Origin of the sequence: Polaribacter sp., assembly GCF_965656025.1 — a bacterium.
GTDB lineage: Bacteria > Bacteroidota > Bacteroidia > Flavobacteriales > Flavobacteriaceae > Polaribacter.
The window spans coordinates 33,117-59,466 of the sequence record NZ_CBFHJT010000005.1; the positions used below are offsets into that span (position 1 = coordinate 33,117).

Here is a 26,350-nt window from a genome sequence, read left to right on the forward strand (position 1 = left end):
ACTCTAAAGACGATACATTTTTAAGAGTGTTGCAAAATTGTAAAATTTTATTTCTAAATTTACATACTTACTTTTATAAATGAGCAAAAAAAAATCTGCAATACAAGAAAACAAAGGTGTTTTACAGCCCAAAACGACTAGTAAATCTAGTGCAGAAAAAATAAAACTTAATAGAGCCAAACAAAACACAGCCGATGTTTTTATTTCCGAAATTTTAAAAGGGAATATTTCTTACTTAAGTCGTGCAATTACCTTGGTGGAAAGTACAAATAAAAAGCATCAACAAAAAGCAAATGAAATACTCGAACACTGTTTACCTTACGCAAATAATTCTGTTAGAATTGGTATTACAGGAGTACCTGGAGTTGGAAAAAGCACATTTATTGAAGTTTTTGGTAAGCATTTGACTGCCAAAGGAAAAAAAGTTGCAGTTTTGGCTGTAGACCCAAGTAGCTCCGTAAATAAAGGTTCTATTTTAGGTGATAAAACCAGAATGGAACAATTGGTTACAGATAAAAATGCCTTTATTAGACCTTCGCCTTCTGGCACATCTTTGGGTGGTGTTGCACAAAAAACACGAGAGAGCATTATTTTATGTGAAGCAGCAGGTTTTGACACCATTATTATAGAAACTGTGGGTGTTGGGCAATCTGAAACTCTAGTACATTCTATGGTAGATTTCTTTTTGTTGCTAAAATTGGCAGGTGCTGGTGATGAATTACAAGGCATAAAACGCGGAATTATAGAAATGGCAGATGCAATTGTAATTAACAAAGCGGATGGCGAGAATACGAATAATGCTAAAATTGCAAAAGTAGAATTTAATAGAGCACTACATTTGTACCCTCCAAAAGAAAGTAATTGGCAACCAAAAGTACTTACAGCGAGTGCTTTAAAAAATACAGGGATTCTAGAAATTGATTATATGATTTCTGAATATATAAAGTTGACAAAAAAAAATAATTACTTTTTTGATAAAAGAAACCAACAAAATAAATATTGGTTATCGGCAACTATAGAGTATCAATTAAAGACTAATTTTTATAACAATCCATTAATAAAAAAGGCTTTAGAAAAAGAATTTTTAGATTTAGAAAACGGAAAAACAACGCCTTTTAATGCTGCCAAACGATTGTTAGACTTGTAGTTTAATTTGTTTCTAAAGTTAAAAAAATATAATTTCGCTAACGCCGAATATAAGTCATTAAAACGACGTCATATTCGTCTTAAGTTGGGGCACATGAAAAACCGATAAAGAATAAAGCAAAATCAAATGAACCAATTTTTAGAAAAATGGGGAGAAGCAGCATACACAACTTTGGGATTTTTCTGGATGGCTGTATGGGCATTTATTTTGGGTTATGCTATAAGTTCAATGATACAAGTTTTCATTACCGAAAAGCGAATGCAAAAAGTAATGGGAAACGAAAGTGGAAAGAGCGTTCTTTTAGGTACTTTTTTTGGTTTTATAAGTAGTTCTTGTAGTTTTTCCGCTTTAGCTACTTCAAAATCGTTATTTCAAAAAGGAGCAAGCTTTGTTTCCTCTATTGCTTTTTTGTTAGCATCGACTAATCTCGTCATTGAGCTTGGAATTATTATTTCAATCTTTTTAGGTTGGCAGTTTGTTGTGGGAGAATATGTCGGAGGTATATTACTCATTCTCTTTAGTTGGCTTCTCATTCGTATTATCAAACCAGACCGACTCATAAAAAAAGCTCGAAAAAATTTACAAAGAAAAAAGAAAAAAGAACACCTTGACCAAAAAGCTTTCAGTGAAAAAATAAAATCTACAAAAAATTGGGCGAAAGTTGGAAAACAGTATGCTATGGAGTGGAAAATGGTTTGGAAAGATGTAACCATTGGATTCACAATAGCAGGAATTGTAGCTGCTTTTGTTCCAGATTCGTTCTTTCAAACTCTTTTCATTAATACAGGGAATGGTCAAGAATCGTTTGATTTTTTAACATTGCTTGAACACGTTATTGTCGGACCTATAGCCGCTTTTCTAACTTTTATTGGTTCAATGGGTAATATACCACTTGCTGCCTTACTGTTTGGAAAGGGTGTTAGTTTTGCAGGAGTAATGGCCTTTATATTTAGCGACCTTGTAGTGTTTCCTGTTTTACGTATCAATGCAAAATACTACGGTTGGAGAATGTCTCTGTTTATACTGTTCCTGTTATTTACCTCGCTTGTAATTACTTCGTTACTATTGCATTATGGATTCAATTTGCTCGACCTCATACCTGAATCTAATTCAACAAGCATAACAGAAAAAGAGCACTTTAAAATAGATTATACCTTCTATTTAAATCTCGTTTTTTTGGCTATATCCGGAGTTCTAATCTATTTCGGATTCTATAAAGGAAAAAATGTAATGCACCATAAAGAAATGGCACCCAAAAGTCCATTGCTTGAAAAAGTATTGAAATGGTTTGCTATTGCAAGCTATGTATGGTTGACAATTGGAATAATTTTAAAATACCTGATTTAGATATATTTAAATAAATAAAACACGATGTCCCAACAACGGGTATAGTTCATGCCCTGCGGGACACGCACCATATCCAAACCGTTAGCGAAATATTCAAAAATTAAGAAAAATCAATTTTATCTTTTTTAAACTCTATTAAATTAAACCTCTAAGTTTTTAGCTACAATTTTCTTTATTTTTTTATTTAAAGTTTTTAGTGCATTATAACTAGTATGTTCTAAAACAATTACCACCAAATCATCTTCTAAATAATTGGTTAAAGCTGTCCTAAATCCGTTCCATCTACCATGATGATAAATATGTTTTTGATCTTTTGGATCTATACGAAATCCAAAACCATAGGGCACTTTTCTACCGTAAATGGTTTCTCCCATAGAATACATCAAATTTAAAGACGCTTCACTAAGCAATGTTCCTGAATTTAATGCACAAGTCCATTTAAACAAATCTTCTGCAGTAGAATATACATTTTTATCACCAACAACACCATCATTTACCGAAGTTCCTATACCAATATGTTTCCAGCCTCTATATAAACGAAATCCTTTTAATTGGTTTTGATGCACAACATCATTTATAGCACTATAAACGTAAGAATTTTTCATATCCAAAGGTTCAAAAATATTCTTTTGTAAAAAGTTATTAAAAGAAATACCTGAAACCTTTTCTACGATAGAAGCCAAAACAAAATAAGCTGTATTAGAATAATCAAAATTACGACCAGGTTTAAAAAAACGATGAACATTAGAAGATGACAAAAGTTGCATCATATCGCTATTTGTAGGTGGTACTTTTTTATTCCATTGGTGCTCTGCAATCCAAAAATACTTAGGCAATCCCGCAGTATGATTTAGTAAGTTTTTAATGGTAATATTCTCGTAAGGAAAGTCAGGGAAATAAGTATTTACAGTATCTGAAATTTTTAATTGGTTTCTCTCTGCCAACAACATAATTGCTGCTGCTGTAAACTGTTTACTTACAGATGCTAATTGAAATATAGATTCCTGATTTATGGGTGTTTTTTTTCTAAAATCGGCATAACCTATTTGATTATTATATACTATTTTTTTATTTTTTGCTACTAAAATAGCTCCATGAAAATCGTGTCTTTTATGAACTCTTTTAAGCAAAGAATCTAATTTATGATTTACGTTTCTTGTAAATTGTTTTGAATAGTATGCAACAGCAGCAGGTTTTTTGGTGGTGGTTTTTTCAGTATCCACAACCTTTGGTAAAGTTTTATTTTTTTTAGAATCAGAAGTATTGTAGGAAAAAAGAAATACGCTAAAAATAGCTATAAGAACTATAAATATTTCCTTTCTATATTTTTTCAAAAAAATAATTTTAAAATTTCGTAAATTTAATAATATTTTATTTAAAACAAAATACCAATATTTAAATCGTTAAAAGTAAAATATTTAACTAATTTCACTCCAAATTTTAGAGTATTTAGTCATCTTTACGTAAGCTTTTTTTATTGGTGCATTTTCGGGTTTAGACAAAGTATCATCTTCTTGTAAAACAGCCATAGCTGTATTTCTAGCAGCAACTAAAATTTTAGAGTCTTTTACAACATCTGCTATTTTTAAGTTTAAAACACCACTTTGTTGAGTGCCCATTAAATTACCTGGACCACGTAATTTTAAATCTACCTCTGCTATTTTAAAACCATCTGTAGTTTCTACCATTGTTTTTAAACGGGTTTTTCCTTCTTCAGATAATTTATAGCTAGATAATAAAATACAATAACTTTGGTCTGCACCTCTACCTACTCTTCCTCTTAATTGATGTAATTGAGACAAACCAAAACGTTCTGCACTTTCAATAATCATTACACTTGCATTCGGTACATTTACGCCAACTTCAATTACGGTGGTTGCTACCATAATTTGTGTTTCTCCTTTTACAAAACGTTGCATTTCAAAATCTTTGTCCGCAGGTTTCATTTTACCATGTACAATACTAATTTGGTAGTTTGGCGTCGGAAATTCTCTAGAAATACTTTCATAACCATCCATTAAGTCTTTGTAATCCATGGCTTCAGATTCCTGAATTAAGGGATACACCACATATACTTGTCTGCCTTTTTTAATTTCTTCTTTCATAAATTTAAAAACTGACAATCTATTGCTATCAAATCTGTGAACCGTTTTTACCTCTTTTCTTCCTGGTGGTAATTCATCAATAACAGAAATATCTAAATCTCCATAAACAGACATTGCCAATGTTCTTGGTATAGGTGTTGCAGTCATTACTAGTATATGTGGAGGAAGAGAAATTCCATCTACTATGCCACCTTTCATCCACAATTTTGCTCTTTGTTTTACCCCAAATCGATGTTGCTCATCAATGATAGCAATACCCAAATTTTTAAATTGTACTTTATCTTCTAATAAGGCATGTGTACCCACTAAAATATGCAAACTTCCATCTTCTAAATCTGCATGAATTTCTCTTCTTTTTTTTGTTTTTACAGAACCTGTTAAAAGAGCAACCTTTAGATTCATACCTTCTAACAATTCTGAAACTGCTGTATAATGCTGATTTGCTAAAATCTCAGTAGGTGCCATAATTGTTGCCTGAAACCCATTATCAATCGCTAAAAGCATAGTTAGTATTGCAACAATAGTTTTTCCAGAACCAACATCTCCTTGTAAAAGTCGGTTCATGTGTGCACCAGAGGCTACATCCTTTCTAATTTCTTTTAAAACTCGTTTTTGTGCATTAGTCAACTCAAATGGTAAGTGATCTCTGTAAAAATCAGTGAATTTCTCTCCAACATTTTCAAAAACAAAACCTCTATTTTTGGTTTTATTGATGAGTTTTTTGCGCAATAATTGCAACTGAATAAAAAACAGCTCTTCAAATTTTAATCTACTTTGTGCTTTGGCTAAATTTTCTTGACTTTTAGGAAAATGTACATTTAACAAAGCATCTCTTTTCAGCATTAGCTTAAAGTCTGTTATTATTTCTTGCGATAAACTTTCTTGAATACCATCATAAAATTGTTGTAATAAATTCTGCAAGTATGTTCGCATCAATTTATTAGAAACCCCAGAATTCGTTAATTTTTCTGTAGATGGATAAACAGGTTGCATTTTAGTTTGCAACTTTTTCTTGTATTCGGTTACCAGTTCCATTTCTGGATGCGGAATACTAAAACTACCATTATAATGATTCAATTTGCCATAAACCACATAGGGTTGGTTAATTTTTAAAGAATCTTTTATCCATTTTTGCCCTTTAAACCAAACCAATTCCATAGAGCCTGTAGCATCTTGAAAAGTAGCTACTAACCTACTACCTCTTTTTTGTGCTACCGATTTTACACGCGTAATTTTACCCACAGTTTGTACTTCAGCAGTACTAGGTTGCAAATCTTTAATAGCATAAAACTGCGTTTTATCTATATACCTAAAAGGGAAAAAATGTAGCAAATCGTTACAGGTTTTTATACCCAATTCTGCAAACAACAATGCTGCTTTTTGTACACTTACGCCTTTTATATATGTAATGGGTTGGTCTAAATTCACTTTTAAAAAATAGAATAACGAAAATAGCCAATATAAATGAGAATGAAAATATATAAACTAATAAAGCAAAAAGTAACTTTTAATAAATCGTAAATTTTAAAATATTTCTTATAAACAAATTTGCAAATTCTAAGAAAAACCAAAGTCATTTATTTTACATACAATTAGCATTTTATTTAACAATTTCTTTTTATTGTTAAGTTACCAACCTTATTTCTAGATTTAAAATACTAAAATTACCATTTTATTGATTTAAATTAACCTAAAATTGATTTTTCAAATAATGTTTAATACATTTTTTCCATTTAAACAATACTAGCTCAATAAAATCGATGTCACTTTAAAACTTACTAATAACAAGATAAATTACTTGACACAAACAAAGAGGCTTTTCGTCATAAATAAAAGGTATTTGATACATATCATGTACGAAAGATATTAATTACAGATTACATTTGAGGTCCCCGATTTGTTCTAAACAAACAATTATAATTTAGAAATAAAAATAATTATATAGTTTTTTTTTAATTATGGGAAATCTTAAAAGTTACAGTTTTAAAATAACAAGTAATAAAATTACTTTAATATTAATACTTCTTCTATTAAATTCTTTTTCTTCATTTTACGCTCAAGATAGTTTCGAGTCAGATTTCGATGGTTGGATTCAAGTATCTGGAGATGATTTTAACTGGGAAAGAGAGTCAGGAGAAACACCTTCTAATCAAACAGGACCTGATTCAGCTGATTCAGGAAACATATATATATACGCAGAAGCTAGTAATCCACGAGACGAGGGTGATAAAACATGGATACAAAAACCATTTGATTTAACAGCTAAAGAAAATGCTTCCTTAAGTTTTAAATACCATATGGATGGTAGAGACATGGGTACTCTTAATGTTTGGGTAAGTCCTAGAAACAATCCTAATTATTCTAAATTATTTACTGTTTCAGGTGATCAAGGTAATGATTGGTTAACAGGTACTGTAGATTTAAGCGACTACAGTAATCAAGAGATTATTATCCGTTTTGAAGCAATTATAGGTGATGGTTACAGAAGTGATATCGCTTTAGATACGATTGAAGTAACTTCTGATGACATAATTAATACAGATATTGATACAGATGGTGATGGCGTAATAGATAGTGTAGATTTAGATGATGATAATGATGGGATTTTAGATACTGTTGAAAATCCATTTTTTACAGTTACTACTGTAGACGCCTACTGGACTTTAGACAATACTACAAATGATGTTTCGGGAAATGGTAATAATGAAAGATCAGGAGATGGTAACACACCTCCATTCTCTACAGACGCAATTCAAGGGTCCCATTCTGCTAATTTTAATGGAGGAAATGATAGGATAAGGTATAGTCAAGATGGTGATTTTATGGAAAGTACATACACTAACATAAGCTTTTCAGCATGGATAAAGCCTAGTAACTTATCAGGTAACAGAACAATTTATGAAGAAGGGGGTGGTACACATGGTTCTATTTTATGGCTAAATAATGGTGTGTTAACATATTCTACAAGAAATTCGGGTAATCAAACAGATATTACGCATCCTACTACATTAACAATCGACAATATTTGGCATCATGTTGCCGCTACATACAATAGTGGTGTTATGACTGTTTATTTAGATGGTATACCAGCAACAACATCAACAAGTACAACAGAAATACCAAATCATTCAAGCGATGGTGGTATAGGAGGTTCTTTTGGGGGTGATTCTTCAGGTGTGAGCACATCTGGGTTTGCTGGTTTAATAGATGCTGTTAGATATTCTAAAACAATTACTTGGTCAGAAGATGATATCAAACTAGAGGCTTCGTTAGATTTAGATAATGATAGTGATGGTATACAAAATTCTTTAGACTTAGACTCAGACAATGATGGTATTCCAGATAATATAGAAGCACAGTCTACAATTGGTTATGTGGCACCAAATGGCGTTTATGATGCAGATGGCGTTGACACTGCTTATACTGGCGGATTATCTGTAATAGATACAGATAGTGATAACATAGCAGATTATTTAGACACAGACTCAGATAATGATGGTGTATTAGATACTACAGAAGCTGGTTTAACCCTTACTGCTGTTGTAGGAAATAACGGTTTAGACAATGCTTACGACAACGAGGACAATTACTTAGATGTTAATGGTTCTTTTGACAATACTCAAACAGATAACTTTCCTGATGAAGACGATGACGTTTCAAAATCTGGAGGAGATGTAGATTATAGAGATGATAGTATTGATGTAGTAGATACAGATGGAGATACAATTAGTGATGATGTGGATTTAGATGATGATAATGATGGTATTTTAGACGTAATAGAAAATGGAGAATGTACTATTGCTGACAAAGAAGAAATACTTGTTTTATTTAGTGAAGATTTTGGAACAGGTAATACTAGAACTACAAATTCAAATGTGAAAAATCACAATTATACAGCTAGTGGTGCTATACCTGATGGAGATTATGCAGTAATTTCATCTAATAGTGGTGATGGTTTAGCACAATATAACCGTACTGACCTAAATGGAGATTTAGATGCTAACATAGACCAATTTTCTGGTCCAGAAGGTGGTTCTACAAATGGAAGGTATTTATCTATAAATATGATTAATCAGGGTAATACTGAGTTTTACCGTCAATCTCTAACAGATTTAATTATTGGAGGAACATATAGATTTAGATTAGATTTAGCTGGTTTATGTAATAACTGTGACGATTTACCAATATTTAGACTAGAAATACAAGATACTTCTGGTACCGTTTTACAATCAATTTCTTCTTCATCAATAGGAGTAGCAAATAATGATCTTTGGAAAAGGGTTGCATTAAACTTTGTTGCAACAACTGATGCTTTAGATGTTGTGATTATTAATGATCAGCCTAAAGGAAGTGCTGGAAACGATGTTGGTGTCGATAATATCGTTTTTGGATTATTACAATGTAAATATACCCTTAATGACATTGATGGAGATGGTGTTATAAACTCATTAGATTTAGATTCAGATAATGATGGAATTCCAGATAATATAGAAGCACAATCAACAATAGATTACTTAGCCCCAAACGGTGTTTATGATGCAAAAGGTATTGATACTGCCTATACTGGCGGATTATCAGTAATAGATACAGATGAAGACACTTTGCCAGATTACTTAGATTTAGACTCAGATGCCGATGGTGTTTTTGATGTTTTAGAATCTGGAGAAAATTTACCAAATGATGGCAATGGAAAATCTACGGGAACTTTTGGTGTTAACGGACTCAATAATTTAGTAGAAACAGGTAGTATTGATTTAGGATATACAGATATAAATGGAAAATACGATAATACACAAACTGATAATTTTACAGATACAGATAATGATGTATTAACAATAGGAGATGTAGATTATAGAGATAAAACTTTAGATGGAGTACCAATAATTACACAAGTTTATCACTATGGTTCAGAAAAATGGATAGAAATTACAAACATTCATGAAACCAGAACCATAGCCGCTAACAATATAAAAATTCAGTTATACAAAAACAAAACTGGAGACCAAACAGATGTAACTCCAGATGCTGTATATATTGTTAATAGTGCTTTAGATCCAGGTCAATCTGTGTTATTTAAAAATAGTGCAAATACAATAACAAATATTAATGATGCAGCCATAATAATAACTAACAATGCTTTAACAGATATAGCAGGTACAAATGATATTATTACCCTATCTAGAACAAATGATGATAATTCTTACAAATATAGGTATGAAATAGTTGAAGATTTAACAGATAATACATCATTTGTTAGAATTGATGCAATAACAGAACCAAATAAAGCATTCACAGCAGTCGAATGGATATCTTTTGTTGATGATAATTTAAATCCTTACAGATTATTAGCAGCTGGTGGCGCACAAAGGCATGTTCATGACCCATTAATTTCTGAAGTAAATACAGCTAATATAGATGCATCTATTTTATTAGGTTTGCATAGAATATACCCTACCTACAGAACAGGTAATACATGGAGTAATGGTTACCCAGATAGATCTCGTCATGTTGTTATAGACGAAGATTATAATCATACTAATAATACATTAAGTGCCAGAAGATTCAGAGTAAACAGAGATAGAAAATTTTCTATAACAGACAATTTATTATTAGTTACAAATGATATTGTTTTAAATGGAGAAATTCGTTTAGTAAATCCTTCTAAAAATGGTGCAGCACAACTAATACAAACACATCAAGGTGCTAGTTTAGTTACAGGAACAACAGGTAAGTTATTAGTAGATCAAAACTCTACGGTACCTAGTAAATATAGGTTTAATTACATGGGTTCTCCTGTTACATCATCTACAGGAAGTACAACATATACTGTAGGTGATGTACTAAAGGATGGTACAAACCCTACAAATGTATCAGGAGTTATTAATGGTAGTGGTACATCAGGTATTGCAAAAGACATCAATTGGATTGGTGGTTTTGATGGTAATTTCGAGGGTAGCCCAAACAATCCTATTTCATTAGCAAATTATTGGATATATACTTATGCCGCGAATGAAAGTAAAAGAGCTGCTTGGGAACAAAAATTTAGTTCAGGTACAATAGAAAATACAGATGGTTTTATAATGAAAGGACCTGGAAGAGAACAAAATTACACATTTGTAGGTGTACCTAAAGATGGAAATATTACAACAACTATTGGTAGTAAAGAATCTTATTTGTTAGCTAATCCATATTCATCTACTATAAGTGTTAAAAAATTTATAGAAGACAATATAAACAGTATTAGTGGTACATTATATTTTTGGGAACATGCAGGAGAAAAATCTTCTGGTAACGGAAATTCTTCAGGTCATAATTATAGTGGATATGTTGGTGGATATGCAGCAAGAACTCTGGCCATAGGAGTAAATGCTAAAAATGCTGCTAGAGGTCCTATTAATACTATTTTAGAAGCAGAATCAGCTTTAATTTCTGGTGGTGCTAAAGTAGAAAACTCTAGCATAGATCAAACTAAAGCTGATGTAATATTAGCAGGTATGAATCAGTCTGTAACTTTTCAAAACATTCCTGGTGCTATAGATACTTTAAGGATTAGATATAATACTATTCAAGAGAAGCAATTAAGAATTAAAATAAACTCAAATACTATTAAAGACTATGAGTTAAACCGAACTGGACAGCATAATTACGAAGTTATTGAAATTGCAATCTGTATAGAATCAGGTAGTGATATAACCTTAGAATCTATAGATGCGACTCCTTTTAAGTTGGATTGTATAAATTTAAAAGATGATGATGGTGAAGTTGCTTGTGCTCCAAGTGTTGGTGGTAGTGATATTACTTATAAAGAACCTAAACCCTATATTGCTGTTGGTCAAGGTTTCTTTGTACAAGGAGGTACTTCGAATGGTGGCACCATAACTTTTAACAATAGTCAAAGAGAATATGTCTTAGAAGGTGAGGATGCAGTGTTTTTTAAAACAAATAAAAAAACAGATGCAAATAGTATTTCGAAATTACCTTTAATAAAATTAGGTATGGATTTTAATAGCATAGAAAACAGTAAACTATTTCATAGACAAATTGGTATTTCTTTTAGTCAATATAATTCCTTTAATTATGATAAAGGATATGATTCTGAAATTTATGATATAGGTAATACAGATTTTTATTGGAAATTTCCAAATGATGATAACAAATATGTTATTGCTGGTGTAGAAGATATATCAGAAAACTTAGAAGTGCCACTAGAAATAATTATGGGTACAAATGGTTATGTAAGCTTTAATATTGATGAAATTAAAAATATTGAAAGGTTGGTATATATTTTAGACAAAGTTACAGGTAAATCATATGAAATTATTAATAATAAAGTAACATTTGCATTAGACCAAGGTAAGTATAGTGATCGTTTTTTTCTTGCATTTAAATCTACAAATACAACACTTACAATACAAGAAGAAGATTATTTAAATAGTTTCACAAAAATTCATGTAGATAATAAAAATAAATTATTGGTAATATCTAAAGAAAAAGATATAAAAATTAATAAAGTACAAGTATACTCTATTCTAGGAAGAAAAATATATGACTGGCAATTAAAAAATGAAAAACAAACAATTCAATTAAGTCTTAACAAAGAGCTACCAACAAATATTTACTTTGTAAAATTAAAAACTAGTAATGGTGAATTTTCAAAGAAAATAATTTTAAACAATTAATTTTTTTAATATGATTTTGGCCTTACAATTACTTCCTCCTCCGAATACACCACCACCTCCATCTCCTCCAGGTTTGCCTATAAATCAATATAGTATTTGTTTATTAGTATTGGCCATAATTTACGCAGTTATTATTTTAGTAAAAAATAATAAAAAACAATCAAAAACTTTAAATACTTTGTAAGCTTTAAATTATATCTTATTTGTAACTTTGAAAACTATTACAAATAAGATGAGATTACATAGAAATTTAACATTTGCTGTTATAGACAGTATTAGAGATATATTTAACGAAGGCGTTTATGCAGATAAAGCTGTAGAAAAAGCTTTAAAGAGAGACAAACGTTGGGGCGCAAGAGATCGTAAATTTGTGGCTGAAACCATATACGAAATTGTTAGGTGGAACAGATTATATGCAGAAATAGCAGAAGTAAAAGTGCCATATGATAGAGACAATATCTGGAGATTATTTTCTGTTTGGTGTATTTTAAGAGGAATTGGATTACCAGACTGGAATCAAATTGGAGATGTGCCAGAAAGAAGAATTAAAGGCCGTTTCGCAGAACTATCTAAAATTAGAAAATTCAGAGAGTCTATTCCTGATTGGATTGATGAGCTATGTGTGGCTGAACTAGGTGAAACAATTTGGACCAAAGAAATTACTGCTTTAAACGAGCAAGCCAAAGTAATTTTAAGAACAAATACTTTAAATATTACGAAAGAAGTTCTTCAGAAAAAATTAAGAACCGAAAACGTAATTACAGAATTCGTGCCCAATCATCCAGATGCATTGGTGTTACCAGAAAGAGCCAATGTATTTAAGACAGAAGCTTTTCATAATGGTTTTTTTGAAGTTCAAGACGCTTCGTCACAATTAGTTGCAGCATATTTAGACGTACAACCAGGTATGAAAGTAGTAGATACTTGTGCTGGTGCTGGTGGTAAAACCCTACATTTATCTGCCTTAATGGAAAATAAAGGGCAAATTATTGCTATGGATATTTACGAAAGTAAGTTGAAAAAATTAAAAATTAGGGCTAGAAGAAATAAAGCACATAATATAGATATGCGTGTTATTGACTCTACAAAACCAATTAAAAAACTTTATGATAAAGCAGATAGAGTTTTAATTGATGCTCCTTGTTCTGGTTTAGGTGTCATTAGAAGAAACCCAGATTCTAAATGGAAATTACAGCCAGAATTTATAGAAAACATTAAAAAAGTACAACAAGAAGTTTTACAAAGCTACTCTAAAATGGTAAAACCAGGTGGTAAAATGGTATATGCCACTTGTTCTATACTTCCATCAGAAAATCAAGATCAAGTTAATACTTTCTTAACATCAGAAGCAGGAAAAGAGTTTACCTTTGTATCAGATAAAAAAGTGCTTGCACACAAATCTGGTTTTGACGGATTTTATATGGCGCTTTTAGAAAGAAAAAAAGCTTAGCATTTTGTAATGTTACAACTCTAAATTACTGAAAAAGAAACATCTATTTTAAACAATAATACATATATATGATGAAAAAATTATTTTTTTTATTTTTAAGTATCACTTCATTTGTTTCTTTTGCCCAAGAAACTTATTATAATGACGTTAATTTACAATTATCTGGTTCAGATTTAAAAGAAGCCTTAGCTACTAAAATAATTGCAACCCATACTCGTTTTTTAGAATATACAAGTAGTGGACCTGATGTTTGGGATGCCACCAAAGCAACTGATGATAATGTTAATTTTTCTGGTGATGTAATTTTATTTTATGGTTGGGAAGATGGAACTGATAATGATGATACCAACGACCTTTCTAGAGATAATAGATTACAAGATAATGGAAGCGGAGATTTATTTGTTTGGAACAGAGAACACGTTTTTCCAAAATCTTTAGCAAACCCTGTTTTAGATACAGACGTTCCAGGGCCAGCAACAGATGCGCATCATTTAAGAGCAGCAGATAGAACTCGTAATTCTACCAGAAATAATAGAAAATACGGAAGAGGTACTGGTAATTCAGGTTTTTCTAATGTAGATTTTCATCAAGGATTAGATGGTCCTAATACTGCAGCTTGGTATCCAGGTGATCAATGGAAAGGAGATGCTGCTAGAATGATTATGTATATGTATGTAAGATATGGTAGTGTTTGTTTACCCACTGCTGTTGGTGTAGGTAGCAAAAAATTTACACAAGATGATATGATTGACCTTTTCTTACAATGGAATGTTGAAGACCCTGTTTCAGCTATAGAAATTGCCAGAAACAATTATCATGAAGATACCTCGAATAGAGCTGCTCAAGGAAACAGAAATCCGTTTATAGACAACCCTTATTTAGCAACAAGAATTTGGGGAGGAAACTCTGCAGAAGACCGTTGGAATTTATATGTACCAACAGATACACAAGCGCCAACAACACCATCAAACGTAACTTTAAGTAATATATCTTTAAACTCTATTGATGTTTCATGGAACGCTTCTTCAGATAATATAGGAGTTACCAGTTATAATGTGTTTGTAAATGGTGTTTTACAAGAACAAACTAGTAATACCAGTATAACAGTGTCAAATTTAGATACAAACACTACATATTCTTTTTCTATAGTCGCAAAAGATTTGATTAACAATATGTCAGCAGCAAGTGCTGTTGTAAATGGTACAACATTACAAGATGCAAACCCACCTTCTATTCCAACAAATGTTGTAGTTAGTAACCAAACAGATTCTTCTTTTAAAGTTTCTTGGACAGCTTCTACCGATAATAATGCCGTTGCTAATTACGAAATTTATATAAACAATAGTTTAGATGGTACAACCACAGATACTTTTTATACAGTAAGTGGTTTAAGTGGATCAACTACATATACCGTACAAGTTTTAGCAAAGGACACGGATAATAACAAGTCTGATAAAACGGCTTCAATTTCTGCAACTACTACTGCAGGTGGTTTTAATGGCGTTTCAGAACTTTTTATCTCTGAATATGCAGAACCTTCTTCTGGAAATGAAAAAGCTCTTGAAATTGTAAACCTTACAGGTAGTACTATAAATTTATCAGCATATTCTATTCAAAAGCAATCTAATGGAGGTTCTTGGGTAGATGATTATCCTTTAGGTGATGTAGATATTGTACCTGGAGATGTATTTGTAATTGTGCACGCAGATGTAACCAAACAAATCCTTTTAGATGAAGCAGATTTATTTGGTCCACCAAATATAGACACCTCTCCCTATGGTTTTGGATCTCCAATGAATTTTAATGGTAATGATCCTGTTGGTTTATATAAAAATGGAGTATTGATAGATATTATTGGGAATGAAGATGATAGTAGTAATCACATACAGAATAAAACCTACAGACGAAAGTCAACAATTATAGCTCCAAATACGAGGTTTGATGAAAGTGAATGGGAAATTTTACCTGCTGGAACCGTTGCTGATTTCGGAAGCCATACTTCTACTTTAAGCACAAGTAATGTTTTTTTAAATAACTTTAAAATGTATCCAAATCCTCTAAATGGAAGTAAATTATTTTTTAATCTATCAGAAAATGCTCAGATTCAGATTTATAACATTACAGGAAAACAAGTTTTAAATACAAAACTATCTAATATTGATAGCAATATTAACCTAAATAATTTAGCAACAGGGGTTTATATGGTAAAAGTTACCACTGAAAAACAAGTAACTTTTAAAAAATTAATAAAAAACTAATTTTTTAAAATAAAATCTATAACACAAAAATTATTAAACTCTCATATGAAAAAAATAGTACTTTTATTTATCTCCCTTTTTTCTTTATCAATTATAGCTCAAGAAGCATACTATAATGGTATCGATTTTTCAAAAAGTGGTGTTGCCTTAAAAGAAGATTTAGCAACCAGAATTATATCAACTCATACAAACTTTTTGGTTTACACACCAGGTGTTTGGGAAGCATCAAAAGTTACCGATCTTAACCCAGAAAACAGTTCTGAGGTTCTATTGATTTATGGTTATGCAGCTTCTGGAGAATTATCTAGAACTAGAGGTGTAAATGATAATGGAGGTGCACAAGGAGAATGGAACAGAGAACATGTGTACCCAAGATCTTTGGGGAATCCAGATTTAGGTACAGTTGGTCCTGGAGCAGATGCGCATCATTTAAGACCTTCAGATGTAAGTTATAACAGCCAAAGAGGTAATACAATATTTGCTGACGGTTCTGGTAATTCTGGAAATGTTTCAGGTGGTTGGTACCCTGGAGATGAGTGGAAAGGTGATGTTGCAAGAATGATGATGTACATGTATGTGAGATATGGTCAAGTTTGCTTACCATCAAGAGTTGGTAATGGCAGCAATGCAAATACACCAGATGATATGGTAGATTTATTTCTAAAATGGAACGTAGAAGATCCAGTTTCTGATTTTGAAAGACAAAGAAACACGTATCATGGAAATATATCGAATACGTATGCTCAAGGAAATAGAAATCCATTTATTGATAATGCGTATTTAGCAACAAGAATTTGGGGTGGTGATGCTGCAGAAGACTCTTGGGGTATTTTTACAACTCTAGATACTGAAGCACCAACTTCACCAACAAACGTAGTTGTTTCTGATATTACAACAACATCTTTTAATGTTTCTTGGACCGCTTCTATAGATAACGAAAGTGTATCTGGCTATGATATTCTATTAAATGGAAATATAGCTGGGGAAACTTCTAATACTACATTTACTGTACAAAACTTAACTCCTGATACAGATTATGTAGTTACTGTTATTGCAAAAGATGTTGCAAAAAACAAATCAACACCTTCTGCTGGTATAAATTCAAAAACATTAGCAGACACAACAGCGCCTTCAGTTCCTTCAAATATTTTAATTTCAAATCAAACAGGTAGTAGTTTTCAAATTAACTGGACAGCCTCAACAGACAATTCAGGAATTTTACAATATGAAATCTTTTTAGACGGTAATTCTTTAACAACAACTTCTGCTACTAATTACAATGTAACCAATTTAGCAATTTCTACAACATATGTAATAACTATTCAAGCAGAAGATATTGCCAACAATAAATCAACCATTTCAGATCCTGTAAATGCAATAACAACAGATGGTAGTAATAATATCTCGGAAATATTTTTTTCAGAATATGTAGAAGGTTCTGGTTTTAATAAAGCTGTAGAAATCGTAAACCTTACCAGTAATAATGTCGATTTATCACCTTATACCATTAAAAGACAATCTAATGGAATTTGGGAAACTCCTCTAGATTTATCAGGATATTCAATTAATATTAATGACGTTTTTGTAATTATAAATGCAGATGCAGGAGATGTAAAACTACAAAATGAAGCAGACATAAAAGTACCAAACGAAACACCTTTGACCTTTAATGGTGATGATAGAGTTGGTTTGTTTAAAAACGATGTTTTAATCGATATCATTGGAGATTTAGACGGAACTGATAACTTTGGACAAAATATTACACTAAGAAGAAATTTAGAAATAACAGAACCTACTACAGATTACAATGAGCAAAGAGAATGGACCTTTTTCCCGGTAAACACAACCAGTGATATTGGTAATTATAACGGAACGTTAAGTACTACAAATTTTGAGATACTTAATAGCGTTAAATTTTATCCTAATCCAGTAAGTGGAAATATTGTAAACTTTGTAACAACAAAAAGTATTAAAGTTGATATTTATAATATTCTAGGAAAAAAAATAGTTTCAAAAGAAATTACAGAAAACAATAATTCTATCAATTTAAAAGAATTAAAATCTGGAGTTTATCTCTTAAAAATAACTTCTGAAAATAGTTACATATCCAAAAAATTGATAAAAAATTAATAAAAAAGGAGTTCAGCAATGAACTCCTTTTTACTTTCAATAGATTACTAAATTTGTTAATAAAATCGTTTAAAAAGACTAAATAATTTTCTTTAAAAATAGGTTTATTTAGACTTAAAATTATAATTTTACAAATTAACAATAACAACACACTACTAATGATTCATTTCTTTGGAAACGTAAACAGCAAAGTTTTTGCTGTTCAAACAACAAAAGAATTCACTCCAGAAACCATCAACAAATTAACTTGGTTATTTGGCAATCAGCCAAAAATAGAAGCATCAACATTAGATGCTTTTTTTGTTGGGCCAAGAGCTGCAATGATAACTCCTTGGAGTACAAATGCTGTAGAAATCACCCAAAATATGGGTATTTCAGACATCATTAGAATTGAAGAGTTTACTGCTGTTTCAGAAGATTTTACAGATTTTGACCCAATGATTTCAGAGAAATTTAAGGGTTTACATCAAGATTGCTATACAATAAAAATACAACCAGAAAATATTTTAGAAATTGATGATATTGCTGCTTATAATAAGCAAGAAGGATTGTCTTTAAGTGATGAAGAAGTTACATATTTAGAAGATGTTGCTACTAAAATTGGTCGAAAATTAACAGATTCTGAAGTATTTGGTTTCAGCCAAGTAAACTCAGAACACTGTCGTCATAAAATATTTAACGGAACATTTGTTATTGATGGAGAAGAGCAACCCTCTTCCCTATTTAAAATGATTAAAGAAACGTCTAAAGAAAATCCAAATGATATTGTTTCTGCATACAAAGACAATGTTGCCTTTATAAAAGGTCCAAAAGTTGAAGAGTTTGCACCTAAAAAACCAGAGGTTCCAGAATTTTATCAAACCAAAGAGTTTGAATCTGTTATTTCTTTAAAAGCAGAAACACACAACTTCCCCACAACTGTAGAGCCTTTTAATGGAGCTGCAACAGGTTCTGGAGGAGAAATAAGAGATCGTTTAGCAGGTGGTAAAGGCTCTTTACCATTAGCGGGTACAGCTGTTTATTTTACTTCTTATTCTAGATTAGAAGAAAACAGACCTTGGGAAGACAAGTTTGAAGCCAGAAAATGGTTATATCAAACTCCGATGGATATTTTAATAAAAGCGTCAAACGGAGCATCAGATTTTGGTAACAAGTTTGGACAACCATTAATTACAGGTTCTGTATTAACTTTTGAGCACGAAGAAAATACATCTTCAAGTACTGCTAAACCTAGAAAATTAGGTTTCGATAAAGTAATTATGCAAGCTGGTGGTATTGGTTATGGTAAAGCGAATCAAGCAATAAAAGAGACACCTAATGCTGGTGATAAAATTGTAATTCTTGGTGGAGAAAACTACAGAATTGGTATGGGTGGTGCAGCAGTTTCTTCTGCAGATACTGGCGAATTTGCTTCAGGAATTGAATTAAACGCAGTTCAAAGATCGAATCCAGAAATGCAAAAACGTGCTGCCAATGCAGTTCGTGGTATGGTAGAAAGTGATGAAAATTTTATCGTATCTATTCACGATCATGGTGCAGGTGGACATTTAAATTGTTTGTCTGAATTGGTAGAAGATACTGGAGGAAAAATAGATTTAGACAAATTACCCGTTGGAGATCCAACTTTATCAGCTAAAGAAATTATCGGTAACGAATCTCAAGAAAGAATGGGATTGGTAATTGCTGAAAAACATATAGATACTTTACAAAAAATTGCAGAACGAGAACGTTCGCCAATGTATACAGTGGGTGATGTTACAGGCAATGATAGATTTACATTCGAATCTAAAACCACTGGTAAAAAACCAATGGATTTAGCATTAGAAGACATGTTTGGGTCTTCACCTAAAACAATTATGACAGACAATACTGTTGTTAGAAATTATAAAAATCCACGTTACAAAACCAAAAATTTAGAAATCTATTTAAAACAGGTTTTACAGCTAGAAGCTGTGGCTTGTAAAGATTGGTTAACTAACAAAGTAGATAGATGTGTTGGTGGTAAAGTTGCCAAACAGCAATGTGTAGGTTCTCTTCAAATTCCATTAAATAATGTGGGTGTAATGGCCTTAGATTATAAAGGAAAAGAAGGTATTGCAACCACAATTGGCCACTCTCCTATTTCTGGTTTAATTCATCCAGAAGCTGGTAGTAGAAATTCAATTACAGAAGCATTAACCAATATTATTTGGGCACCTTTAAAAGATAATTTAAAAAGTATTTCGTTATCTGCAAATTGGATGTGGCCCTGTAAAAACGAAGGTGAAGATGCTCGTTTGTACAAAGCAGTGAAAGCTGTTTCAGAATTTTCGATTGATTTAGGTATCAACGTTCCAACAGGAAAAGATTCGCTTTCTATGAAACAAAAGTATCCTGAAGGTGATGTGATTTCTCCAGGAACTGTAATTATTTCTGCTGCAGGAAATTGTAACGAAATTACAAAAGTAGTAGAACCCGTTTTACAAGTAGATGGTGGCAATATTTATTACATAAATGTTTCTCAAGACGAGTATAAATTAGGTGGAAGCTCATTCAATCAAACTTTAAATGCGATTGGAAATGAAGCTCCTGATGTTACCAATCCTTCTTATGTAAAGAAAACCTTTAATACCATTCAAAAATTAATAAAGAGCGATAAAATTGTTGCAGGACATGATGTTGCTTCTGGTGGATTTATTACTACTTTATTAGAAATGTGTTTTGCTGATGTAAACTTGGGTGCAAATTTTGATATTTCTGAATTAAATGAAGAGGATTCTGTAAAAGTATTATTCTCAGAAAATGCAGGAATTGTTTTTCAAGCTGATGCTTCTGTAGAAAGTGTGCTTGAAGAAGCTGGTATTGCAGCTTTTAAAATTGGTACAGCTAACAATTCTGGTAACGTAACTATAAAAAATAATGAAGATCATTTTTCTTTTAATGTTGAAGAATTAAGAGATGTTTGGTATAAAACTTCTTATTTATTAGACCAAAAACAAACTGCAAATAATTTAGCAAAAGATAGATTTGATAATTACAAAAAACAACCGTTAAAATATAAGTTTCCAGAAAATTTTACAGGAAAACTTCCTGTTATTGAGAGTACACGACCTAAAGCTGCTATCATTAGAGAAAAAGGTTCAAACTCAGAACGTGAAATGGCAAATGCTATGTATTTAGCTGGTTTCGATGTAAAAGATGTACACATGACAGATTTAATTTCTGGTCGTGAAACTTTAGAAGATATCCAATTTATTGGAGCTGTAGGTGGTTTTTCTAATTCAGATGTTTTAGGCTCTGCTAAAGGTTGGGCAGGTGCTTTTAAATACAACGAAAAAGCAAATAATGCTCTTCAAAAATTCTTTGCAAGAAAAGATACTTTATCGGTTGGTATTTGTAATGGTGCGCAATTATGGATGGAATTAGATTTAATAAATCCAGATCATAAAGTTCATGGAAAATTAGTACATAACGACTCTAAAAAGCACGAAAGTTCTTTTACTTCTGTTAAAATACAAGAAAATAATTCAGTTATGTTAAGCTCTTTAGCAGGTACAGAATTAGGTGTTTGGATTTCTCATGGAGAGGGTAAGTTTAACTTGCCAGAAAGTGAAGAAAATTACAATATTGTTGCAAAATACGGATATGAAGGTTATCCAAATAACCCTAATGGTTCAGATTTTAATACAGCAATGATGGCAGATAAAACAGGGCGTCACTTAGTAACGATGCCTCATATAGAGCGTTCTACTTTCCAATGGAACTGGGCCAATTACCCTGCTGGAAGAAAAGACGACGTAACACCTTGGTTAGAAGCATTTGTAAATGCTAAAAATTGGATTTTAGATAATAAATAATTTTTTAGTATACGTTATATAAAAAAAGATCAAATTAAATTTGGTCTTTTTTTTTTGCTTATTATTATTTGATAAAACAAAATAATTACAAAAAACTGTCACAAATAAAATATTGAATAGTCATTATATAAAAACACAATCAAAACTCTATACAACATGAAACATAAAATTACATTATTGACCCTTAGTTTATTTTTGACAACCACTTTTTCTTTTGCACAAAAAACTATTGAAGCCTCAGATATTATGCAAGACATAAAAGACGGTAAAAACATATCTTACAAAAACGCAACTATTGTTGGCGTTTTAGATTTCACTTATATGGATGATGCTTTAGAAAAACTGCCAAAAAGAAAGAAAAAAAGTGGTTGGTTTAACTGGAACTCTAACAACTACTCTACCAACCAAGTTAAAAAAATGATAGATGTAAATATTTCTTTTGTAAACTGCATATTTAAAAATGATGTTTTAGCTTATATACCACATGAAGATTCTGGTTATACATTTACAGCAAGCTTTGAAGATAATGCCATTTTTAAGAATTGTAATTTCGAAAGAAAAGCAATGTTTAAATATTCTCGTTTTGAATCTAACACTGACTTTTCTGGAAGTAGTTTTGATGATGATACTACCTTTAAATACGCTAAATTTGATGATGAAATTAGTTTTGCAAACACAGCTTTTGATGAAACTGCAACATTTAAATACGCTAAATTCAGTAATAATGTAAGTTTTTCGAATGCATTATTTAAAGATTCTGCGACATTTAAATACACAAAATTTTATGATGGTGTATCTTTTGAAAACACAAAATTCGAAGAAGATTTAAACATAAAATACACCCAAGTTTCAGGTGATTTTATAATAACCAATATGGATGTAGCATATGAAATAGACTCTAAATACACAAAAATTAACGGAAAAAGCTTCAGTAAATATTTAATCGACAAAAAATAGGTATTAATACCTATATACATGTAAAAGTTTGTTAGTAAATTGCACCATAATGGAAAACGGTTAGATTAGGGGCTAACCAAAACCAGATTATAGCTAGCTTCTTTATTTATTAAAGAAGCTAGTTCCGTTTAAAGTACAAAGCATTCTCCCAAATTATCATTTTTTTATGATGGTTTATCAAATGAAAAGGTTAGTTTTATTAACTAACCTTTTTAATATGAAGTAAATAAATAGATGTATATCTCTATATTTTTTTCTTTATTCTTTAAAAAAATCATGTAAAATTAAATATTTGTTAAAAATAAATCTCTTTAAATAAGCATTTGTTAAATAGCTGTAAATTTCCTAATTTGCGTTATTCAAAATAAAACATATGTCCATAGAAATTAAAAGATTATTTGATTTTCCTTACTACCAATTAGAAACTTATAATTTAAATAAAGCTTTTACTACAAAATACAATGGTGATTGGCAAAGTATTTCTACAAAACAATATATAGATCAATCCAATAAAATTAGTAGAGGACTACTTAGTTTAGGTGTAAAACCTAATGATAAAATAGCTGTTATTTCTACTACAAATAGAACAGAGTGGAACATTTGCGATATTGGTGTATTACAAACAGGTGCACAAAACGTACCTATTTATCCAACAATTTGTAAAGAAGATTATGAGTATGTTTTAAATCACTCAGAATCTATCTATTGTTTTGTTTCTGATAAAGAAGTATTAGAAAAAATCAATAAAATAAAGAAAAACACTAGTTTAAAAGAGGTTTTTACTTTTGATGATATTGCCGGCGAAAAATCTTGGAAAGAGATTTTAAAAGCTGGAGAAAATACATCTTTAGATACTGAATTAGAAGCTCGTAAACAAGCTGTAAAACCAGAAGATTTAGCAACATTAATTTACACTTCTGGTACAACAGGGAAACCAAAAGGGGTTATGTTGTCTCACAACAATATAGTTTCCAATGTTTTGGCCTCTAAAGAAAGAGTGCCTCTAGATTATGGTAAAGATATTGGTTTAAGCTTTTTACCAATTTGTCATATTTTCGAACGTATGATATTGTATTTATATCAATATTGTGGCGTTTCTGTATACTTTGCAGAAAGTATAGAGAAACTGTCTGAAAATGCACAAGAAGTAAAACCAAATGTAATGACAGCTGTACCACGTTTATATGAAAAAATTTATGATAAAATTATTTTAAAAGGTGAAGCTTTATCAGGTATTAAAAAAGCACTGTTCTTTTGGGCTGTTAATTTAGGTTTGAATTACAAACCGAATGGCGCAAACGGTTGGTGGTACGAAAAAAAATTAGGTCTTGCTAAAAAATTAATTTTTTCTAAATGGCAGGCTGCTTTAGGTGGCGAATTAAAATTAATGGTTTCTGGTAGTGCTGCGCTACAACCAAGATTAACAAAAGTATTTACTGCAGCTGGTATGCCAATTATGGAAGGTTATGGATTAACAGAAACATCTCCAGTAGTTACCGTTAACGACCAAAGAAACCAAGGTTTTAAAGTGGGTACTGTAGGTAAAGTTATTAAAGATGTAGAAGTAAAAATTGCAGAAAATGGCGAAATTCTAGTAAAAGGCCCTAACGTAATGATGGGTTATTATAAAGACAAAGAAAAATCTGTATCGGTTTTAAAAAATGGATATTTTCATACAGGTGATAAAGGAGAATTTGATAAAGATGGTTTCTTAAAAATTACTGGTAGAACCAAAGAAATGTTTAAAACTTCTGGCGGTAAATATGTAGTACCACCTCTTTTAGAAGGCGATTTAAAACAATCTTTGTTTATTGAACAAGCAATGGTTGTGGGCGAAGGAGAAAAAATGCCAGCAGCAATTATACAACCCAACTTTGAATTTATTAGAGGTTGGATAAATCATAAAGAACTAAAAATTGGTTCTTCTGACCAAGAAATTGCAAATTCTGAAATTGTTATAAAAAGAATTCAAAAAGAGGTAGATAAGTGTAATAAAAATTTTGGTAAATGGGAACAAATTAAACGTTTTGAACTCACACCAAACGTTTGGTCTATAGATGATGGGCATTTAACACCTACCATGAAAATGAAAAGAGAAATTATAAAAGATATTTATAAAGATTTATACGAGAAGATTTATAGAGAATAACAATATAGCCTTACAGATGTAAGGCTTTTTTTTTAAACTAAAAATGCCCGTTATAAAATATAACGAGCACTTCATCCAACTACATTAACCAAATAAACGGGTTTATATTTTTAAAATTGATTGTAAGTACTTTTCCTAGCTCTAATTTTTATAATAAACCTAGGCATAAAAATCAAATTAATATTTAATTGGTCTTTCTAATAATTCTTATTTTGTAATTTCAAGTGCTTTGCTTTTTTGTGTTGGTAATATTTTAATCGTAAAAAAAAGCTGGCGTACTTTTTATAATGTACGCCAGATAATTTTTAGGGGTAAATTAAAAAAACATTAGGGGTGTTTTTTAATTCATTTAACTAGGGGTTAATTAAAAGAAAACATTAGGGGTGCTTCTTTAATTTATTTAATTAGGGGATTTTATAATAAAGCTTTAAAGTTAAATATTAGGGGTATTTAATACTTTTAAGCTTTTATTTTAACTGATTCACATTCCCCCAAACATGAACCAGTAATCTCGACTTTACCAAGGTGAAGCCAAATAAGGAAAACTTGTTAAAAAGTCTTTATTTTTTGTATCAATATGAATTGTTGATATTGCCATTAAATTAATAAGTGTTATAGTTAATATTTCTGATAAAATTTTAATGTTTTTCATTGTTCGAATTTTATATTAATTTTTAATTGAAATTCACCATACTTACGAGAAGATGAAGAGTATGGTTTTAAAAAAGTTGCTTTTTTTTTTATTTTTTTTACAAACCCTTATAAATACTAAGAAAATTAGCTGATAATATTTTTAATTTGATTTAATATTTGTAGTATTGTAATAGAAATAATATCTATATTTTGAAAAAAAAAGACAATAATACATCTTGGAAAAGTAAACTTCATGAAATTATTTATGAAGCAGATACCAAAGAAGGTAAATTATTTGATGTTATTTTATTAATAGCCATTATTGCCAGTATATTATTGGTAATATTAGAAAGTGTAAAAAGTTTTGATGCAAAGTATCATGATTTTTTAAATATTAGTGAATGGGTTATTACTATTTTATTTTCTATAGAATATATTTTACGTATTATTTCTATAAAAAAACCATTTAAGTACATTTTTAGTTTTTATGGTGTTATCGATTTCTTATCAACCATACCAAAATACTTATCTTTTATTCTAGTGGGCACACATAGTTTGGTTGCTTTAAGAGCACTTAGACTATTGCGTGTTTTTAGAATTTTAAAGTTAGGGCGTTACATTGGCGCGTCTAATAGACTAATGGTTGCTTTAAGAGCTAG

13 protein-coding genes are annotated in these 26,350 nt (G+C 30.8%); 10 read left to right on the top strand and 3 right to left on the bottom strand.

The genetic code is table 11. The features are described 5' to 3' along the window. Positions 1-79 precede the first annotated feature (79 nt). Together meaB and ACTG3S_RS01765 are read left to right on the top strand one after the other, a co-directional pair. Entirely contained in the window at positions 80-1,147 is a 1,068-nt protein-coding gene (meaB, locus tag ACTG3S_RS01760) for a methylmalonyl Co-A mutase-associated GTPase MeaB (RefSeq protein WP_439127659.1), read from the top strand. Positions 1,148-1,273: 126 nt separating this feature from the next. After that, on the top strand, positions 1,274-2,494 hold the full coding sequence (locus tag ACTG3S_RS01765; protein ID WP_439127660.1) for a permease: 1,221 nt from the start codon (positions 1,274-1,276) through the stop codon (positions 2,492-2,494). A gap of 140 nt (positions 2,495-2,634) precedes the next feature. On the opposite strand, the gene ACTG3S_RS01770 is transcribed toward ACTG3S_RS01765, so the two are convergent. Then, complete coding sequence (locus ACTG3S_RS01770; protein ID WP_439127661.1) at positions 2,635-3,828, bottom strand: serine hydrolase domain-containing protein; 1,194 nt, start codon at positions 3,826-3,828, stop codon at positions 2,635-2,637. Between the two features lie 84 nt (positions 3,829-3,912). Next, entirely contained in the window at positions 3,913-6,027 is a 2,115-nt protein-coding gene (gene recG, locus ACTG3S_RS01775) for an ATP-dependent DNA helicase RecG (protein WP_439127662.1), read from the bottom strand. 530 nt (positions 6,028-6,557) lie between these two features. On the opposite strand from recG, the gene ACTG3S_RS01780 reads away from it, so the two are divergent. The 7 genes from ACTG3S_RS01780 (at position 6,558) to ACTG3S_RS01810 (ending at position 25,058) form a co-directional block, all read left to right on the top strand. Next, a complete protein-coding gene (locus tag ACTG3S_RS01780; protein ID WP_439127663.1) occupies positions 6,558-12,278 on the top strand; it encodes a LamG-like jellyroll fold domain-containing protein in 5,721 nt (1,906 codons plus the stop codon). Between the two features lie 232 nt (positions 12,279-12,510). Then, positions 12,511-13,728 carry an RsmB/NOP family class I SAM-dependent RNA methyltransferase gene (locus ACTG3S_RS01785; RefSeq protein WP_439127664.1) on the top strand — a complete coding sequence of 406 codons (1,218 nt, stop codon included), beginning with the start codon at positions 12,511-12,513 and terminating at the stop codon, positions 13,726-13,728. 71 nt (positions 13,729-13,799) lie between these two features. Beyond that, positions 13,800-15,986, top strand: a complete 2,187-nt coding sequence (locus ACTG3S_RS01790; RefSeq protein WP_439127665.1) for an endonuclease — start codon at positions 13,800-13,802, stop codon at positions 15,984-15,986. Positions 15,987-16,031: 45 nt separating this feature from the next. Then, positions 16,032-18,116: an endonuclease gene (locus tag ACTG3S_RS01795; RefSeq protein WP_439127666.1), complete on the top strand. Its 2,085-nt coding sequence runs from the start codon at positions 16,032-16,034 to the stop codon at positions 18,114-18,116. 158 nt (positions 18,117-18,274) lie between these two features. After that, positions 18,275-21,952 carry a phosphoribosylformylglycinamidine synthase gene (gene purL, locus ACTG3S_RS01800; protein ID WP_439127667.1) on the top strand — a complete coding sequence of 1,226 codons (3,678 nt, stop codon included), beginning with the start codon at positions 18,275-18,277 and terminating at the stop codon, positions 21,950-21,952. 156 nt (positions 21,953-22,108) lie between these two features. Continuing rightward, entirely contained in the window at positions 22,109-22,909 is an 801-nt protein-coding gene (locus tag ACTG3S_RS01805) for a pentapeptide repeat-containing protein (protein ID WP_439127668.1), read from the top strand. Between the two features lie 373 nt (positions 22,910-23,282). Beyond that, positions 23,283-25,058: an AMP-dependent synthetase/ligase gene (locus ACTG3S_RS01810; protein ID WP_439127669.1), complete on the top strand. Its 1,776-nt coding sequence runs from the start codon at positions 23,283-23,285 to the stop codon at positions 25,056-25,058. Positions 25,059-25,575: 517 nt separating this feature from the next. Here the strand turns inward: ACTG3S_RS01810 and ACTG3S_RS01815 are convergent. Further along, entirely contained in the window at positions 25,576-25,710 is a 135-nt protein-coding gene (locus ACTG3S_RS01815; RefSeq protein ID WP_439127670.1) for a hypothetical protein, read from the bottom strand. Positions 25,711-25,901: 191 nt separating this feature from the next. On the opposite strand from ACTG3S_RS01815, the gene ACTG3S_RS01820 reads away from it, so the two are divergent. Continuing rightward, positions 25,902-26,350 (top strand): ion transporter (locus ACTG3S_RS01820; protein WP_439127671.1); only part of this gene is annotated, 449 nt, incomplete at its 3' end.

Coding starts and splice junctions, on each gene's coding strand:
- meaB (WP_439127659.1), top strand. CDS start 80: ATGAGCAAAAAAAAATCTGCAATACAAGAAAACAAAGGTGTTTTACAG.
- ACTG3S_RS01765 (WP_439127660.1), top strand. CDS start 1,274: ATGAACCAATTTTTAGAAAAATGGGGAGAAGCAGCATACACAACTTTG.
- ACTG3S_RS01780 (WP_439127663.1), top strand. CDS start 6,558: ATGGGAAATCTTAAAAGTTACAGTTTTAAAATAACAAGTAATAAAATT.
- ACTG3S_RS01785 (WP_439127664.1), top strand. CDS start 12,511: ATGAGATTACATAGAAATTTAACATTTGCTGTTATAGACAGTATTAGA.
- ACTG3S_RS01790 (WP_439127665.1), top strand. CDS start 13,800: ATGAAAAAATTATTTTTTTTATTTTTAAGTATCACTTCATTTGTTTCT.
- ACTG3S_RS01795 (WP_439127666.1), top strand. CDS start 16,032: ATGAAAAAAATAGTACTTTTATTTATCTCCCTTTTTTCTTTATCAATT.
- purL (WP_439127667.1), top strand. CDS start 18,275: ATGATTCATTTCTTTGGAAACGTAAACAGCAAAGTTTTTGCTGTTCAA.
- ACTG3S_RS01805 (WP_439127668.1), top strand. CDS start 22,109: ATGAAACATAAAATTACATTATTGACCCTTAGTTTATTTTTGACAACC.
- ACTG3S_RS01810 (WP_439127669.1), top strand. CDS start 23,283: ATGTCCATAGAAATTAAAAGATTATTTGATTTTCCTTACTACCAATTA.
- ACTG3S_RS01815 (WP_439127670.1), bottom strand. CDS start 25,710: ATGAAAAACATTAAAATTTTATCAGAAATATTAACTATAACACTTATT.